Here is a 15,270-nt window from a genome sequence, read left to right as displayed (position 1 = left end):
TGAAACACGTCGGTTTTAAAGTGATCATGATACTTAATGCGCATTACCTAAGCTAATCAACCAGGAAGTTAATATGATGAATGAAGCATTAGACCAAGCACACGATCAAACAGCTATTTTGTACCATGGAGACTTGTCTTTTGACGACGAAGATCTTGATGATGATGATTTAGCAGCCGTTATACCTAAAAAGCAAGGGATACTATCGCCTAAAACAAGCAATAACAGTGAATTCGATGCGACCCGAACCTATTTGAATGAGCTTAGTCAATCCAAGCTATTGACAGCCGATCAGGAAAAAATCTATGGCACTCAAGCCCTTCAAGGGGATCAGGTTGCTCGTAAGATTATGATTGAAAGCAACCTGCGCCTGGTCGTAAAAATTTCCTACCGTTACCTGAATAAAGGTTTGCCTTTATTGGATTTGATTGAGGAAGGTAATCTGGGATTAATCCGTGCAGTTGAAAAATTTGACCCTGAAAAAGGTTTTAGATTTTCAACGTATGCAACATGGTGGATAAGACAAACCATTGAAAGGGCTATTATGGATCAGACTCGAACTATTCGTTTACCTATTCATATTGTCAAAGAAATGAATACTTACCTAAAGGCCCAGCGCCATTTGGTACAAACTCTTGAGCATGATCCCAGCGCCCAGGATATTGCTGATTATATGAATAAACCGCTAGACAAAGTTGAAAGGATGCTAAAACTTAATGATCGGGTAATTTCAGTTGATGTACCGGGAGCCCAGAATATTGAGAATCCTTTAATTGACTCTATTTCAGATACCGATGTTTTGGCACATGACGAGCAAATACAGAAAGACTGCATGAAAAATAACATTACCCAATGCGTGCTTGAGCTACCTGAAAAGCAACGTGAAGTAGTTTGCAGGCGCTATGGTATTTGCGGTTATGAAGAAGCAACCCTTGAGCAGGTAGCCCAAGAGCTGGATGTCACCCGGGAGCGCGTTCGGCAAATCCAAATTGAAGGCTTGAAGAAATTAAAAGAAATTTTACAAACCAACGGTTTTTCTTTTGAGTCCGTTTTTAATTAATAAAGGGGGCTTGCAACGGCCAATCCTTATAATTAAAAACCTGACCATGGTTTCGTACCATTTCGCAGTCATTGGGTGAGATCTCGCCAATCACCCATTGGACTGCGTTAAAGGTACCAACCAACAACACGCCATCATCAGGAAAGCCCTTATCTACCGGTGTGTAAATAGCCGCTGCCCCGACATTAATGTCAACAGCTTCGGACCATTCAGCATTGCCTACCAGCGAGGCCTGAACAACATAACACTGATTTTCCAGCGCTCTTGCCTGACAACCTATTTTAACGCGATGATAACCTGCCAATGTGTCAGTACAACTGGGCACTAAAATCAACACACATCCCCCTTCAGCCTGAGCTCTTGCCAGGAGTGGAAACTCACTGTCATAACAAATGTTAATAGCAATTTTTCCGTATGGGCTATCAAAACACTTTAATTTCTTGCCGCCTTTAATTAGCCATTGTTCATTTTCAAAACGAGTCATCATCAATTTATCCTGATAATCAAACTGACCGTCAGGCATAAATAAATAAGCGCGGTTTCGATAAATTACAGAATCGATACGCACCGGAAAGGTACCTGCCTGAATAATGCACTGGTATTGTTCGGCTAACTCCCTAAACAACCCTATAAAATCATCATGCAATGACTGTATGGCCTCTAGCTGCCGGCTTAATGATGAATAGATCTCTTCGCTGAACAATGATGCCAGCTCCATACTGAAATATTCAGGGAATACTAAAATCTTAGCCTCTTGTGTGGTGGCCTCGACAACCCAGCGTTCAATTTTTTGTTGATAAGCCTCCCAATCTTCCAAAAAACTGATATTGTACTGAGCCGCTGCAATTTTAACGTTCATCTTTAAGCCAAAAAATCATCGGTTTAGCAGTTTCTTGCGTGTCATCCAAATCCTTCCAGAGATAAGTGGTATTAAGTTCCGGGTGTTTAACATAGCCACGTTTGTTCCAAAACATATCCAATGGAACATAATTTTCCGGACGGCGCGGATGATCGACAGGCCTTTCTACGCAACAAAAAGTAAGCGTTTTAAAACCACCCAGATCTTTGGCATGTGCTTCTCTCTCCTCAAAAAACCGCACCCCCAAACCCAAGCCACGATAGTTTTTATTTAACACCGACTCACTACAATAAAACACTTCATCAAGCGGGTAACCCTGCTCAAGAAAAGGCTTTTTAATCGGGTCGGTTTCATATTGCATGGGGATGGCGGTCGAAGCACCTACCACTTTATCGCCATCAAATGCCAAGACAACAACGCTTTCAGGTATATCAATATAGAGTTGCAGATATTTTTTTTCATAATCATAATCCCCGTCATACAAGTAAGGAAAATCACGAAACACTTCAATTCTTAAGCGCGCAAGTTCGGAAATATAACGATGCAGCGCTGCGCCGCTGTATCGTTCAATGCGAATATCTTTGGCCATGAATTTCTATCAAGGTAGGGGTAAAACGTATATTCTAGCTATTTTCGTAAGCTTATACAGTAATAATATCGCCAACATTGCGCCACTGGTATCGGCAACCCAGTCAGCGCTATCTGACTCACGTCCAACGACAAATGACTGATGCCATTCATCAGATAAGCCATATAAACTGCAAAAGGCTATACTCAATAAAGCCAGTATAATAGGCGAATCAATCAAATGTTTAAAACTGCGCCATGCCAACAACGCCAGAATAAAATAGGCACCCGCGTGATAAAGTTTATCTTGATAGTCAAAGCCGAAATCAAAAGGACTTTTAAGAGAGGATTGATCAGAAAGCCAGTAAATAAACAGGCAATAAAATAACAATAACGCGAAATCCAGAATTTTAATCATGTATCAGTAATCTATCAGTAATGAAAAATATATTTAAATTTGCCGAAGCGTGTTTGCTTAAGACCACTATAGACGAAAAACTGGCATTGACCCACCAGGCTTGGCAAACTCTGGAAAACGGTCAATTAAGCCTGTTATCTGAACAGCCAGTATTACCGATTGAGCAGGTAACGTTTCCTGACCGACCGATATTATTGCCCCCACGTGATATGCCCAAACGAAAATTCGGCAGTACCGAAGGTATTGCAGCCTTCTTTCACGCCATTACTCATGTTGAATTTATAGCAATTTATCTGGCGTGGGACATGCTTTATCGTTTTCGCGGCCTGCCCGATCAATTTTATCAGGATTGGCTCCGTGTTGCTGATGAAGAAGCACAGCATTTTGAATTACTCAGCAAACATTTGCAGACCATGCGGGTCAATTATGGCGATTTACCCGCCCATAACGGCTTGTGGGATCATGCCACCGATACAGCTGATGACTTACTGGCCAGATTAGCGATGGTGCCGCGCTGTATGGAAGCGCGTGGACTGGATGTCACGCCTGCTGTCATCACCAAATTTACGCACCTGGGTGATGATGCCAGCGTTGCCCTATTAAACCGCATTTTAACCGATGAGGTAGGGCATGTAGAACGTGGATCATACTGGTTTAAATGGGTTTGCGAGCAACAAGGACTTGAACCTGAAGCTAAATATCGTCAGTTAATAAAACAATATTATAAGGGCGGCAAGCCAAAAGGCCCTTTTAACAGAGAAATGCGTATAATTGCAGGCTTCTCAAATGCTGAGCTGGATTGGCTGGAAAATACAACCCTATGAACACACATAAAATTTTTGACACCCCTCTTCTAGGCTTGGGATTTAGAGTTTTCTTTGCCTTGGCCGGGTCATCGGCACTTATTTTAATCGTGCTTTGGAATGCTATTTTTAAAGGCACCTTAAGCGCTGAAAATTATTTCTCCAGCAGTTATTGGCACGCCCATGAAATGCTGCTGGGTTATTCCGTTGCCGTTATTGCCGGATTTTTATTAACCGCCGTTAAAAACTGGACAGGCAAACCCACGTTAACCGGCGATAAATTAGCAGGCTTGGCTTTGTTATGGCTTTATGGACGCATTCTGCCTTTTTATGCCGGTTTATTACCGGATACTTTTATTGCCTTCATTGATTTTGCTTTCCTGCCCGTTTTGGCTTATCAAATCAGCAAACCCGTTATCCAGGCCAGACATTTCAAAAGCCTGGTTTTTATCGGCCTGTTATTGCTATTAACTTTGGGTAATGCTTTGATACATGCCGAAATGCTGGGATTATGCCAAAACACTGCATGGATCGGCATTCAACTGGTCGTTGCCATTATCATCATCATGATTCTGGTCATTGCCGGCAGGGTATTTCCGTTTTTTACCGAACGCGGTTTACATGGCACGCTGATCATCAAAAATCCGTTACTGGATGCCTTATCCATTGGCTCGGCTGTCACTGTTTTTGCTTTGCAACTATCGGCGGTTTCAGGCCTGTTTTTAGCGCTATCCGCTATTTTCGCTGTGGCGGTCAATAGTGCAAGGCTCGCTGGCTGGTATGTGCAACGTATCTGGTATGTACCATTGTTATGGATACTTTATACCGGTTATGCGTGGATTATACTGGGCTTTATATTAACCGCACTATCTGCCTATTCCTGGGTATTACCCTCGTTGGCCCTGCATGCCTTTACCCTTGGCGGCATCGGTGTGTTAACACTGGGAATGATGACCAGAGTATCGTTAGGCCATACCGGCCGGGCTCTCAGAGTCTCAAATGCCATGGCTGTGGGATTTGTATTAATTAATGTCGCCGCCTTGCTCAGGGTGTTATTACCGCTCGCATTACCCAACTGGTACAACCTGATCATTTATGGCTCAACGCTATCCTGGCTGGCAGCTTTTTCTTTGTTTATGTTTGTCTATGCACCCATTTTAACCAGCGCACGAAGTGATGGGCAAGAAGGTTAAGCCCAATACTATTGACTTAAACTGTTCGCTGAGCGGAGCCGAAGCGAACATTACAACATACTGCCGGTTTCCAGAAACTTGATATGCATATCAAAAGCATGATGTAAATCATGCGGTATATGACCCGGCTTACAAGTAGATAAATACCGATACAGCGCATCCTTATACATCGGATGCGCACAATTTTCGATAATAACTTTAGCCCGCTGGCAGGGCGACAAGCCTCTCAAATCAGCAATACCTTGCTCGGTAATAATCACCTTGACACTATGCTCGCTATGATCAACATGGGCACACATAGGCACAATCGATGATATTCTGCCACCCTTGGCTATGGATGGAGCCATAAAAATGGACAGATAAGCATTACGCTCAAAATCTCCACTGCCGCCGATACCGTTCATTAAATCGGAACCTAACGCGTGCGATGAATTGGCATGACCATAAATATCAAATTCCAGACCGACATTTAAAGCGATCACACCAAGACGCCTGATCAGCTCAGGGTTATTTGAAATTTCCTGCGGCCTGAGAACAATTTTATCGCTAAAAAAGTCCATATTATCAAAAATGGTTTGCAGTTTATCGGGCGTAATCGTCAAACTGGACGCACTGGCTCCAGTGACCTTGCCGCTCAAAAGCAAATCAACAACAGAGTCTTGCAGGACTTCGGAAAATAAGGTGAATGTTGGAATATCGGGATTTTTACCCAAGGTATTCATCACTGCGTTATTGATATTACCGACACCACTTTGAATCGGTAAAAAGGCTTTGGGGATACGCCGCAAATTAAGCTCATTGAGTAAAAATTTTTCGACATTGTGTGCTATCTGTACACAGGTCTCATCATTTTTTGTAAATGCCTCAATCTGATCGGCCTGATTGGTTTCGACAATACCCACTATTTTAGCCGGATCAACCTGCACATAGGGCTTGCCTATTTTATCCATCGTGCCATAAAGTGGAATAACCGGACGCTTGGGCGGACCGGGTAAAGTGACGTTATCAGCAAACTCGGTAATTCGTGAGGAAAAGTAGCTATTTCTTTCAATAATTATTTTTTTTGCATGCTCCAAAAAAGTGGGCGAATTGCCAATACCGGACGTCAGAAAAACACGGCCATCACTGGTAATATCAACCGCTTCGATCACTGCCACGTCTATCTCACCAAAAAATCCGGCACGTATCATTTGCGCAACCTCACCAAGGTGCATATCAACAAATTCAACTTCATTATTGTTAATGGCTTTACGCATACCTGATGCCGACTGATAAGGGGCACGCCATTTAATGCATTTTGCCGCCGCCAATTCGTCATCAGCCTGAGCGCTCACAGAAGCCCCGGTAATCAAGCGTATGGCAAAGTCTTCGCCTTTTTCATGTAAAGATCTGGCTCGCTGAGCCAAGGCTAATGGCAACACTTTTGGAGATCCGGCGGCAGTAAACCCGCTGAAAGCAACCATGTCATTATTATTAATAACACTGGCCGCTTCTTCCGGGGTTAATAGTGAATATTGGGTCATCATTTGATCCTGTTACCGGTAAGGAAAGTGCAACAAATAGTCCGCCACCGAATGTCGTTAAGTTAAGTGCCTCTTGAGAAGATAAACCGTTGGCTGAGCGGAGTCGAAGCCGGCAAAATCGCTTCGACTTCGCTCAGCGAACGGCTTAACTTAGTGACATTGCCACGCCCACAGATTCACCGATTAACCCTGTTTATAATCTGCGAATCAATGGCAACTTTTACAAGGGCAGCCTCACAAGGCTTATTTTCCAATGAAATTAGGTTTTCTCTTCTCAAAAAAGGCAGTCAGTCCTTCGCTATAATCAAGACTGTCATAAACGTAGCGTCTAAGCCCTTGAATCCGCTCAAACTCATCTGGATTAATGGCATTTGCCTCACACAGGACACGCATTTCTTCTTTGATTACTTCTATGGCAAGCGGCGCTTTTTCACAAATCAACTTGGCAATGGCAAGAGTTTTATCTTCCAACTCATCATCCGGAACACTATGATTCAATATACCAATTTTTAAGGCCTGTTCAGCAGTAATCGGAGTCGCGGTAAAAATAACTTCTTTCATTACATGTAAACCCGCATCGCGAATCAAATTATGAATTCCCACAACATTATAAGGAACACCCAAGTTTACCGGCGTCATGGCAAAAGTGGATTTATCACTGGAAATAACAATATCGGTACTCATTATCAATTCAAAAGCGCCGCCCCAGACACTGCCTTCAATCATGGAAATAACCGGTTTTGGATAGCGCTGAATGGTGCGCGTGAGAATGCGTAAAGGATCTTGATAGCTTAGCGGAAGCGGATCGCGCTTGGCTTTTGGCAACTCACTGATATCATGACCGGAGGAGAATACTTTACTGCCCTTGGCAGCTCGCAGAATAACACAACGAACCTCCGGAACATTTAAGTCTGCCAATGCTTTTAAAATATCTTGAATAAAACATTCGCTCAACGCATTCAATTTCTTTATATAATTAAACTCAATAATAGCGACCCTGTCGTTGAGTTCAACCTTTACAAATTCATAGTGATTCATTTCAAAACGTCATAAGTTAGTTTTTCTGCAATGTATTGACTGATAGTCTCTACGGCGTTTCGTGGAGAAAGCTGATTACACTCCACACTGGCTTTCGCTTTACTGTATAGCTCGTTAATATCCTGAGTGTTATAAATCATATTGATTACATTTTCCTCAATCTGCTGTTTCATCCAGCGTATATTTTGACGCTTGCGTATTGATGACACGGTTCCATTAGGCTGCATAGTGGCATAAAATCTGTCCACAACATCCCAAATGTTTTTTATTCCCGTATTATTTCTTGCACTACACGTTAACGCCTGTGCCTGCCACTCACTATATTTTGGCTTTACTATCTGCAACGCATTTTTAAACATACTTCGGGCAATTTCAGCCATCACTTTATTATCGCCATCGCACTTATTGACAATAATTAAATCCGCGACTTCCATAACCCCTTTTTTAATACCTTGAAGCTCATCTCCTGCCCCGGCAATTTGTACCAGACAGAAAAAGTCGACTACGTTAGCCACCTCAATTTCAGACTGACCCACACCCACCGTTTCAATAAATACAACATCAAAGCCCGCCGCATCCAAAAGAAAAGTCAGCTCTCTGGTTCTTCGGCTGGTCCCGCCCAAATGACCGCCGGAAGGAACAGGACGGATAAAGGCGTTATACTCTCTAAGCAAAGTCGTCATTCTGGTTTTATCGGCAAGAATGCTACCGCCACTAATACTGCTACTGGGATCAATCGCAATAATGGCTACTTTTAAACCACTATTAATCAAATATATACCCAACACTTCCAACAGCGTGCTTTTGCCGGCACCCGGAACACCGGTAATACCGATTCGCCTGGCTTTGCCCACCAACGGCATTACTTTATCTATAATGTCACCCGCCAGTTTATAGTGCTTGGGGTGCATACTCTCAATGATAGTCATGGCTTGGGCAAGAATGGCTCTATTGCCATTTAAAATTTCTGCGACGATTTCATCGGCACTCATCGCATTAATCATTCTTGGTTCAAAAGCTCCATCGCTTCACGGACACACTTGATCATCTGCGTTCCCGGACCATAAATTTTGGCTACACCACGCTCCAGCAAATAATCGTAATCCTGTGGCGGAATCACCCCACCGACAATCACTTTAATATCGCCACGGCCAAACACCTGCAATTGTTTAATCAACTCAGGTACGAGCGTCTTGTGTCCGGCAGCCAGAGAAGACGCGCCCACAAAATGCACATCATTTTCTACGGCCAGCTTGGCAATTTCTTCCGGTGTCGAAAACATCGGACTCAAATCAACATCAAAGCCAAAATCAGAGTACGCACTGGCTATCACTTTTGCACCACGATCATGTCCATCTTGCCCCATCTTGGCAATCAAAATTCGTGGACGCCGACCCTCGTTGTTAGCGTAATCATCAACCAACTGCTTAACCTCGTCAAACTCACAGGCTCCTTTTTCACTGTTATGATACTCTCTGGAAATGACACCCGTTACACACTCACTAGGCACCAAGTAACGACCAAAAACAGTTTCCATCGCATCAGAAATTTCACCCAGAGTAGCGCGAACACGAGCCGCGTCGATAGCTGCTGCCAGCAAATTACCACCCTCTTTGGCAACAACACGAATTTTCGCCAAAGTCTCTTTAACATCGGCACTGTTACGGGCGAGCTTAATCTGCTGCAAGTTGGCAATTTGCTCTTCGCGAACTGCTTGATTATCAATTTCCATAACATTAACGGCTTCTTCTTTTTGCAACTTGTACTTATTGACACCCACAATGACACGTTTGCCTTGATCAATCAGCGATTGCGTTTCTGCTGCCGCCTCTTCAATCATATGCTTGGGAATCCCCAGCTCAATGGCTCTGGCCATACCGCCTGCAGTATCGATTTGGGCCATAATCTTGCGGGCTTCCTGAACGATGGTATCCGTCAGCGCTTCAACATAGTAAGAGCCGGCCAATGGGTCAACGGTGTTACAAATCTCGGACTCTTCTTGCAGAATAATCTGGGTATTACGGGCAATGCGGGCAGAGAACTCGGTTGGCAAACCCAGCGCTTCATCAAAGGCATTGGTATGCAAGGATTGCGTTCCACCCAGCGTTGCCGATAAGGCTTCAATGGTCGTTCTGATAATATTGTTATAGGGATCTTGCTCGGTTAAACTCCAACCAGAGGTTTGGCTGTGAGTACGCAGGGCCTTGGATTGCTCATTGCCACCAAACTGTTCGACTGCATCACTCCATAGGAAACGGGCTGCACGCAGCATGGCCACGTTCATAAACAAATTCATGCCTATGCCAAAAAAGAACGAGAGACGCGGCGCAAAATCATCAATTTTCAGACCGGCCTTGATGGCAGCCTTTATATATTCAATACCATCGGCAATAGTAAATGCCACTTGCTGAACACAGTTCGCACCCGCTTCACCCATGTGGTAGCCACTGATACTAATCGTGTTATAACGGGGCATATTGTTTGAACAATATTCAATGATGTCGGAAATAATCCGCATCGAGGGCGTCGGCGGATAAATATAAGTATTACGGCACAGATATTCCTTCAAGATATCGTTCTGAATCGTACCGGTTAATAATGCTTGTGCCACACCTTGTTCTTCTGCAGCAACAATATAAAAGGCTAAAACCGGGATAACGGCCCCGTTCATGGTCATGGAAACCGACATCTGATCAAGAGGAATCTGATCAAACAACACTTTCATATCTTCAACGCTATCAACTGCTACGCCAGCCTTACCAACATCGCCTTCTACACGGGGATTATCGGAATCGTAGCCACGATGAGTTGCCAAATCAAACGCTACAGAAAGACCTTTTTGGCCTGCAGCCAAGTTCTTGCGATAAAAAGCATTGGATTCTTTGGCAGTGGAAAAACCGGCATACTGCCTGATTGTCCAAGGTCTGGCGGTATACATGGTAGCTTTTGGGCCACGGACAAAGGGAGAAATACCCGGCAGGGAATCAATGGTTTCTAAATCCTTAATATCTTCGGCAGTATAAAGCGCCTTGATATCAATACCCTCCAAGGTCTTGGAAACCAAATCATCGACAGTCTTACCCATTCTTTTTACTTCAGAGTTAGCTAATTCTTTCCACTGATCCAACTTCCCATCCATTTTATCGCTCCGTAAGTAGCGTCAAATTATCTAATAAATGCACCACGGCTTAAAAAAATTAGAAGCCATGATTTTCGTCGACCAAAAAAATGAAAGACTTTTCCAATAAAATTACTAACCCTCTCTAACTCAGAAAGAAAGATACCATAATTATATAGTGGATAAAGAAAAAGTTTCCCTATTAAAATAGCTGACAATACAGATAGCCAAGCATTAATGGTAAAGCTTAATTTTAGGTGATGCCCAAGAATAAATATACCCAAGTAGCGCAGGATTTTTGTTGATTTTTAATGACTGGGCGAGAAGCTATTTACTACGCATGGCCACCGCGCATTATCAATTTTTCTGGATGCTTGGATATTTTTTTTAAAGTTTTTTCGCTTGATGATGTAGATAGCAGGTAGGTCTGTTTGTGAATTACAATCAAGATTATAATTTGCTGCAAGGTGCCATGTAGCTACCTGTAATTGGGCCCGTATTGATATTTTAGTTATAAAGCACCAAGCTACAAATTATGAATCCAAACTGGACCTTGTTAACGGCAGCAGTCTACAAGGAAGAGATAGTCAGAAACTTCCAGTGAATATCTGGTTGCCATTTAAAGCTATTACTTAGAATCCCGTCACAGTAGCTATCCCTCCATCCGTCTTAACTATTACCTAATTGTGACAAACTTTTAAGCCTCTTTTTCACAAGTCCTTGAAAGAATTTACAGAATATTGGCGTCTGTCACTGATGAAATTCATAATTTTGTAATATGTATGCCGTATTATGAAAGCTTTGCAAAAACAAGGTTGCAAATGTTCAGATCAATTTCAGGAGTATTTGGCAAACTATTTTTATTTGGCCCTCATAATAGTTGGAGGCGTTTAATGCTGGGAGCGGCAAGCCTGTCATTACTGATACTTCTAGCAATCTGGTTATACATATTACAAAGCATTGAAAACCAAGAACGCTTGGTTATTGAAAATACAAAATCTTTCCAGCATAACCTGTCGGCAACTGTCTCTGAAAATCTCAACCAATTGCTTGATCGAGGAAAACTCTTCTGTGCCTTTAGCTCTCAGTTACTGGAAAATCAGCAAAATACCCTTACCCAAACCAGAATAACAGCCATGCTTGGCACTGATCAAGCCTTCAACCGAATTGAGATTTATGATCTACATGGTCAAAAGATCTTCTCTTCAGCTCCGTCACTACCTGATGCAACATTAAATACTGTCATTCAGCAAAGGCTGGCACTTGACATGCAGAATGTTAAGCCTGGAATGGTCTTTGGACCCATACCAAAAACACTTTCTGATGCGTGGCAAATCCCCCTGCTTTATCTCGTCAAGGATAGCCGCGAAGAAAATACTGGTGTACTTCTTTTGGTCCTAGACCTTGGTTATCTTTTACGCCTTAATCAAAACTTGGCAATGGGTATGACTGAGATCATCAATATTGTGACAGATGATAGCCAGGAAATTGCCCGTGCCAGTATAGCCGGGCTTGAATTTGGCGGGAGTGCATTGATAACATCAAACATTACCACCGCCAACTCGACAAACCCTTTCGTTGATTTTAAGCCACTTTTTCAAGACCAAGTTTCTCGCATAATCACTTACCAGCATTCAGACCGGCATCCCTTCTCTATTATTGTAAGTCAGGAAATCAATGAGATGTTGAAGAGTTTCAGAGAGAAAAAAAGAGAAGCGCTACTGCTGGTATTTTTTTTAACGATGGTGGTTATCATCTCCATGATATTAATTGCGTTTGCTATCCAACGAAAACAGCGAGCCTTCATGGCATTGGTTACATCAGAAATTGATAAAAACGAACTTATCTTGAAACTCCATGATGAGAAGCAAAAAGCTTTCGATCTGGCAGAAACTGATTACCTGACCGGCCTTTATACCCGAAACAAATTCACAGAATTAGCCAGCAGATATTTAATTCATGCAAAACGTAACCGATTGCACTATGCCGTGTTATTTATTGATCTGGATCGGTTCAAGGCAATCAACGATAGCTTGGGACACCATGTAGGTGATTTACTCTTACAGACCGTTGCTGACCGGCTTCAATCAACGTTACGCAAAACTGATGTGATTGCGCGCTTTGGCGGGGATGAGTTTGTAATCTTGCTAACCGGACTGCAAAATGAAAAGGATATCACTGGTGTCGCTAAAAAAATAGTTGAAACAGTAAGCCAACCCTGCCTCGACTTGGCGAATCATGATTTACAGATTTATCCCAGTGTTGGTATCGCTATTTTTCCACGTGATGGTAATGAAATTATTGCACTTATGAAAAATGCAGATTTGGCTATGTACCAATCCAAACACTCCAAAAACCGCTCCTATACATTCTTTGATGCCAGCCTTAATACTGAAAATATTCTTGAGTTCACTTTAGATCAACATTTTTCTACAGCAATAAAAAATGGCGAGTTTGTATTACATTTTCAGCCGAAAATTGATCTTTCTTCTTATCGGATTGTTGGGCTTGAAGCCTTGGTACGTTGGCAACATCCTGAGCACGGACTAATATTTCCGAATACTTTTATTCCTTTGGCAGAAAATACCGGGCATATCATCGAACTGGGAAACTGGGTGATAGAAGCCAGTTGCCGTCAAATTTCCGCATGGAAATCTGCAGGGATACCAATAGTACCAGTGGCAATCAATGTTTCCGGACAACAACTTAAAAGCGATACACTCGCTAAATACCTTACTCAATGCTTGGAGCAATATGGTCTTGAATCCAAGTATCTACAGATAGAATTGACGGAAAGTAGTCTGGTAGAAAACATTGAGACGGCTAAAGCCATCCTTAATCATATAGCAGATTCTGGAATACATATCGCCCTTGATGATTTCGGTACCGGTTTCTCCAGTTTGGGCTATATCAAAAATTTGCCCATCCATACCATCAAGATTGATCGAAGCTTTATCTCAAACATTCGTAATAGTCATGACGATGCGGTGATTGTGACGTCTACCATTGCGTTAGCTCATAACTTGGGGATGCGAGTCGTTGCCGAGGGTGTCGAAACCAGCGAACAGTTGGTCTATTTGAGAGCATCCGGCTGTGACGAAGTACAGGGCTATTTTTTCAGTCGTCCTGTCCCTGACAATGCAATAAGGCAATTATTAATCAAAGAGAAACTATGCCCGTGAAGCGCTTTTTAATTCTTACCCTGGTTCTGGTATTTGTTTTTTATATATCCGTAGCGCAGTCAAAAGAATGCAGCAACCCTAATCCTTTACATTTTTCTTTTATGACCAAAACAAACGCAATCGAACAAGCGCAACATTATCGATCTTTACTGAATTTTCTGGAGAAAAAAATTGGTCGAAAAATTGAAATCATACTGCCCACCTCATACAACACAGCAATTGAAGGGCTGCTATCGGAACAGATTGATTTTGCCGAAATGGGCCCGGCAGCCTACGCGCAGGCCAAGCATCGGGATTCGTCCATTGAAGTATTTGCCACTTATGCCCGTCCTCAAGGTACCTTTAATGAAGAAGGCGTCAATTACCATTCTCTGCTAATTGTCAAAGCCAACAGCCCATACAAAGACATCAATTCGTTGGCAAAAAAAAAGATTAGCCTTGTTGATCCTGCCAGCGCTTCAGGCGCTTTAATTCCACGAGTACTTTTTTCCAGGAATACCGGCATGCCACTGGAAAACTTTTTTGGCGGCATTGTCTATTCCGGATCACATGAACGATCCGCTCAAAGTGTTCTAAACGGGCATACCCAAGCTGCTTTTGTATCCAGTGCACTTCTTGATGAGAGCATCGTCCAAGGTATGTTCAACAGCAACGATTTTAGAGTGCTATGGAAATCCGCACCCATCCCCAATGAACCTACGGTATACCGTAACAAGCTATGTAGCCAACTCAAAGAACAAATTCGAGCGGTATATTTTAATAGTGGGGAAGAAATCGCACCTTTACTGAGTAAATTGAAGGCTGAAAGGTTTGTCCCGGTTAATGATAAGGATTACAAAATTATTTTGGATATGTCAACTCTCCACTAATTCTTCACTCCAACAGGTTTGTAGTTTAGGCGGCAACCGTAACCCAACATATCAAACCGACAAATATTAGCTTACGCTATCGCTCCTGCATTGCTAACAATCACTATTCCTGATGCAATTCTACCTTTCGACATTCATGCTACGCACCTCCGGCACCTTTCAGTAGTAATCCAGACTACGAGCTATGAATAGAGACGCTTTCAGTCGTTTCAATATTGATTAATTACGCATAAGCCTGGTTTTGGAATTTTGATGAGCAAATATTCATCAATCTTGAATTTAAATCAGAAAATAAATACCTATACCCAGCCATGTCAGAAACAGTAACATCCAAGGTAGCCAATGCTGCTTATAAGTTACTTTCTCTTGTATTTCATGAGCATCCGATGCAATTGATGACTCCTTTTGTCGTGATATTTTATTGAGTTTTCTACTCAAGTCTCTGGCTTTTTCTTTTTGCTGTTTTTTGTAAAGATCAATACCTTTTTGAACACCTTGAGCAACCAGTTTGGTCTGTTCTTTGGTTTGAACGGGACGTTGAATTCCCTTGGCTATTTTCAACGCTTCCTCTTGAGTTTGCTGAGATGGTTTTTGATAATTATGTTTAGTCATGACGGCTTTTAATAGTGAATGCTTTTTT

At 42.5% G+C, this 15,270-nt stretch carries 13 protein-coding genes; 5 read left to right on the top strand and 8 right to left on the bottom strand.

Features of this window, described 5'->3' with window-relative positions:
• The first annotated feature begins 73 nt into the window (after nucleotides 1-73).
• On the top strand, nucleotides 74-1,060 hold the full coding sequence (gene rpoS, locus KKZ03_RS10330; RefSeq protein WP_243221419.1) for an RNA polymerase sigma factor RpoS: 987 nt from the start codon (nucleotides 74-76) through the stop codon (nucleotides 1,058-1,060).
• On the opposite strand, the gene KKZ03_RS10325 is transcribed toward rpoS, so the two are convergent.
• Genes KKZ03_RS10325 through KKZ03_RS10315 form a run of 3 tightly spaced genes read right to left on the bottom strand, consistent with a single transcriptional unit; the run spans nucleotide 1,053 to nucleotide 2,904 of the window.
• Complete coding sequence (locus KKZ03_RS10325) at nucleotides 1,053-1,919, bottom strand: carbon-nitrogen hydrolase family protein (RefSeq protein ID WP_243221417.1); 867 nt, start codon at nucleotides 1,917-1,919, stop codon at nucleotides 1,053-1,055. The genes rpoS and KKZ03_RS10325 overlap by 8 nt on opposite strands.
• Nucleotides 1,909-2,508 (bottom strand): GNAT family N-acetyltransferase, encoded by a 600-nt coding sequence (locus KKZ03_RS10320; RefSeq protein ID WP_243221415.1) that lies wholly within the window; start codon nucleotides 2,506-2,508, stop codon nucleotides 1,909-1,911. Before KKZ03_RS10320 ends, KKZ03_RS10325 begins: the two co-directional genes overlap by 11 nt.
• A 9-nt stretch (nucleotides 2,509-2,517) precedes the next feature.
• Nucleotides 2,518-2,904, bottom strand: a complete 387-nt coding sequence (locus tag KKZ03_RS10315; RefSeq protein WP_243221414.1) for a VanZ family protein — start codon at nucleotides 2,902-2,904, stop codon at nucleotides 2,518-2,520.
• A gap of 20 nt (nucleotides 2,905-2,924) precedes the next feature.
• Between KKZ03_RS10315 and KKZ03_RS10310 the strand changes: the two genes are divergently transcribed.
• Together KKZ03_RS10310 and KKZ03_RS10305 are read left to right on the top strand one after the other, a co-directional pair.
• Nucleotides 2,925-3,728, top strand: a complete 804-nt coding sequence (locus KKZ03_RS10310) for a ferritin-like domain-containing protein (protein ID WP_243221412.1) — start codon at nucleotides 2,925-2,927, stop codon at nucleotides 3,726-3,728.
• Nucleotides 3,725-4,900, top strand: a complete 1,176-nt coding sequence (locus KKZ03_RS10305) for an NnrS family protein (protein ID WP_243221411.1) — start codon at nucleotides 3,725-3,727, stop codon at nucleotides 4,898-4,900. The genes KKZ03_RS10310 and KKZ03_RS10305 overlap by 4 nt, the downstream gene beginning before the upstream one ends.
• Before the next feature lie 50 nt (nucleotides 4,901-4,950).
• Here KKZ03_RS10305 and KKZ03_RS10300 read toward each other — a convergent pair whose 3' ends face one another.
• From KKZ03_RS10300 to scpA, 4 genes are all read right to left on the bottom strand, one after another.
• Nucleotides 4,951-6,426: a succinate CoA transferase gene (locus KKZ03_RS10300; protein ID WP_243221409.1), complete on the bottom strand. Its 1,476-nt coding sequence runs from the start codon at nucleotides 6,424-6,426 to the stop codon at nucleotides 4,951-4,953.
• A 240-nt stretch (nucleotides 6,427-6,666) separates the two neighbouring features.
• Nucleotides 6,667-7,461 (bottom strand): methylmalonyl-CoA decarboxylase, encoded by a 795-nt coding sequence (gene scpB / locus KKZ03_RS10295; protein ID WP_243221407.1) that lies wholly within the window; start codon nucleotides 7,459-7,461, stop codon nucleotides 6,667-6,669.
• Nucleotides 7,458-8,465, bottom strand: coding sequence for a methylmalonyl Co-A mutase-associated GTPase MeaB (meaB, locus tag KKZ03_RS10290; protein ID WP_243221406.1), 1,008 nt, complete (start codon nucleotides 8,463-8,465; stop codon nucleotides 7,458-7,460). Before meaB ends, scpB begins: the two co-directional genes overlap by 4 nt.
• Complete coding sequence (gene scpA / locus KKZ03_RS10285; protein ID WP_243221404.1) at nucleotides 8,462-10,600, bottom strand: methylmalonyl-CoA mutase; 2,139 nt, start codon at nucleotides 10,598-10,600, stop codon at nucleotides 8,462-8,464. The genes meaB and scpA overlap by 4 nt, the downstream gene beginning before the upstream one ends.
• Nucleotides 10,601-11,400: 800 nt before the next feature.
• On the opposite strand from scpA, the gene KKZ03_RS10280 reads away from it, so the two are divergent.
• Together KKZ03_RS10280 and KKZ03_RS10275 are read left to right on the top strand one after the other, a co-directional pair.
• A complete protein-coding gene (locus KKZ03_RS10280) occupies nucleotides 11,401-13,761 on the top strand; it encodes a bifunctional diguanylate cyclase/phosphodiesterase (protein ID WP_243221402.1) in 2,361 nt (786 codons plus the stop codon).
• Entirely contained in the window at nucleotides 13,752-14,630 is an 879-nt protein-coding gene (locus KKZ03_RS10275; protein WP_243221401.1) for a phosphate/phosphite/phosphonate ABC transporter substrate-binding protein, read from the top strand. The genes KKZ03_RS10280 and KKZ03_RS10275 overlap by 10 nt, the downstream gene beginning before the upstream one ends.
• A 279-nt stretch (nucleotides 14,631-14,909) precedes the next feature.
• Here KKZ03_RS10275 and KKZ03_RS10270 read toward each other — a convergent pair whose 3' ends face one another.
• Nucleotides 14,910-15,242, bottom strand: coding sequence for a DUF2956 domain-containing protein (locus KKZ03_RS10270; protein ID WP_243221399.1), 333 nt, complete (start codon nucleotides 15,240-15,242; stop codon nucleotides 14,910-14,912).
• Between the last annotated feature and the right edge of the window lie 28 nt (nucleotides 15,243-15,270).

Origin of the sequence: Methylobacter sp. S3L5C (genome assembly GCF_022788635.1) — a bacterium.
Lineage (GTDB): Bacteria > Pseudomonadota > Gammaproteobacteria > Methylococcales > Methylomonadaceae > Methylobacter_C.
The sequence above is the reverse complement of the archived record's forward strand: the minus strand, read 5'-3'. Positions and strand labels throughout refer to the sequence as shown.

What these genes read in the sequence shown, in the direction of transcription:
- KKZ03_RS10310 (WP_243221412.1), top strand. Translation starts at nt 2,925, where the DNA reads ATGAAAAATATATTTAAATTTGCCGAAGCGTGTTTGCTTAAGACCACT.
- KKZ03_RS10270 (WP_243221399.1), bottom strand. Translation starts at nt 15,242, where the DNA reads ATGACTAAACATAATTATCAAAAACCATCTCAGCAAACTCAAGAGGAA.
- KKZ03_RS10325 (WP_243221417.1), bottom strand. Translation starts at nt 1,919, where the DNA reads ATGAACGTTAAAATTGCAGCGGCTCAGTACAATATCAGTTTTTTGGAA.
- KKZ03_RS10300 (WP_243221409.1), bottom strand. Translation starts at nt 6,426, where the DNA reads ATGATGACCCAATATTCACTATTAACCCCGGAAGAAGCGGCCAGTGTT.
- KKZ03_RS10320 (WP_243221415.1), bottom strand. Translation starts at nt 2,508, where the DNA reads ATGGCCAAAGATATTCGCATTGAACGATACAGCGGCGCAGCGCTGCAT.
- rpoS (WP_243221419.1), top strand. Translation starts at nt 74, where the DNA reads ATGATGAATGAAGCATTAGACCAAGCACACGATCAAACAGCTATTTTG.
- KKZ03_RS10280 (WP_243221402.1), top strand. Translation starts at nt 11,401, where the DNA reads ATGTTCAGATCAATTTCAGGAGTATTTGGCAAACTATTTTTATTTGGC.
- scpB (WP_243221407.1), bottom strand. Translation starts at nt 7,461, where the DNA reads ATGAATCACTATGAATTTGTAAAGGTTGAACTCAACGACAGGGTCGCT.
- scpA (WP_243221404.1), bottom strand. Translation starts at nt 10,600, where the DNA reads ATGGATGGGAAGTTGGATCAGTGGAAAGAATTAGCTAACTCTGAAGTA.
- KKZ03_RS10275 (WP_243221401.1), top strand. Translation starts at nt 13,752, where the DNA reads ATGCCCGTGAAGCGCTTTTTAATTCTTACCCTGGTTCTGGTATTTGTT.
- KKZ03_RS10315 (WP_243221414.1), bottom strand. Translation starts at nt 2,904, where the DNA reads ATGATTAAAATTCTGGATTTCGCGTTATTGTTATTTTATTGCCTGTTT.
- KKZ03_RS10305 (WP_243221411.1), top strand. Translation starts at nt 3,725, where the DNA reads ATGAACACACATAAAATTTTTGACACCCCTCTTCTAGGCTTGGGATTT.
- meaB (WP_243221406.1), bottom strand. Translation starts at nt 8,465, where the DNA reads ATGATTAATGCGATGAGTGCCGATGAAATCGTCGCAGAAATTTTAAAT.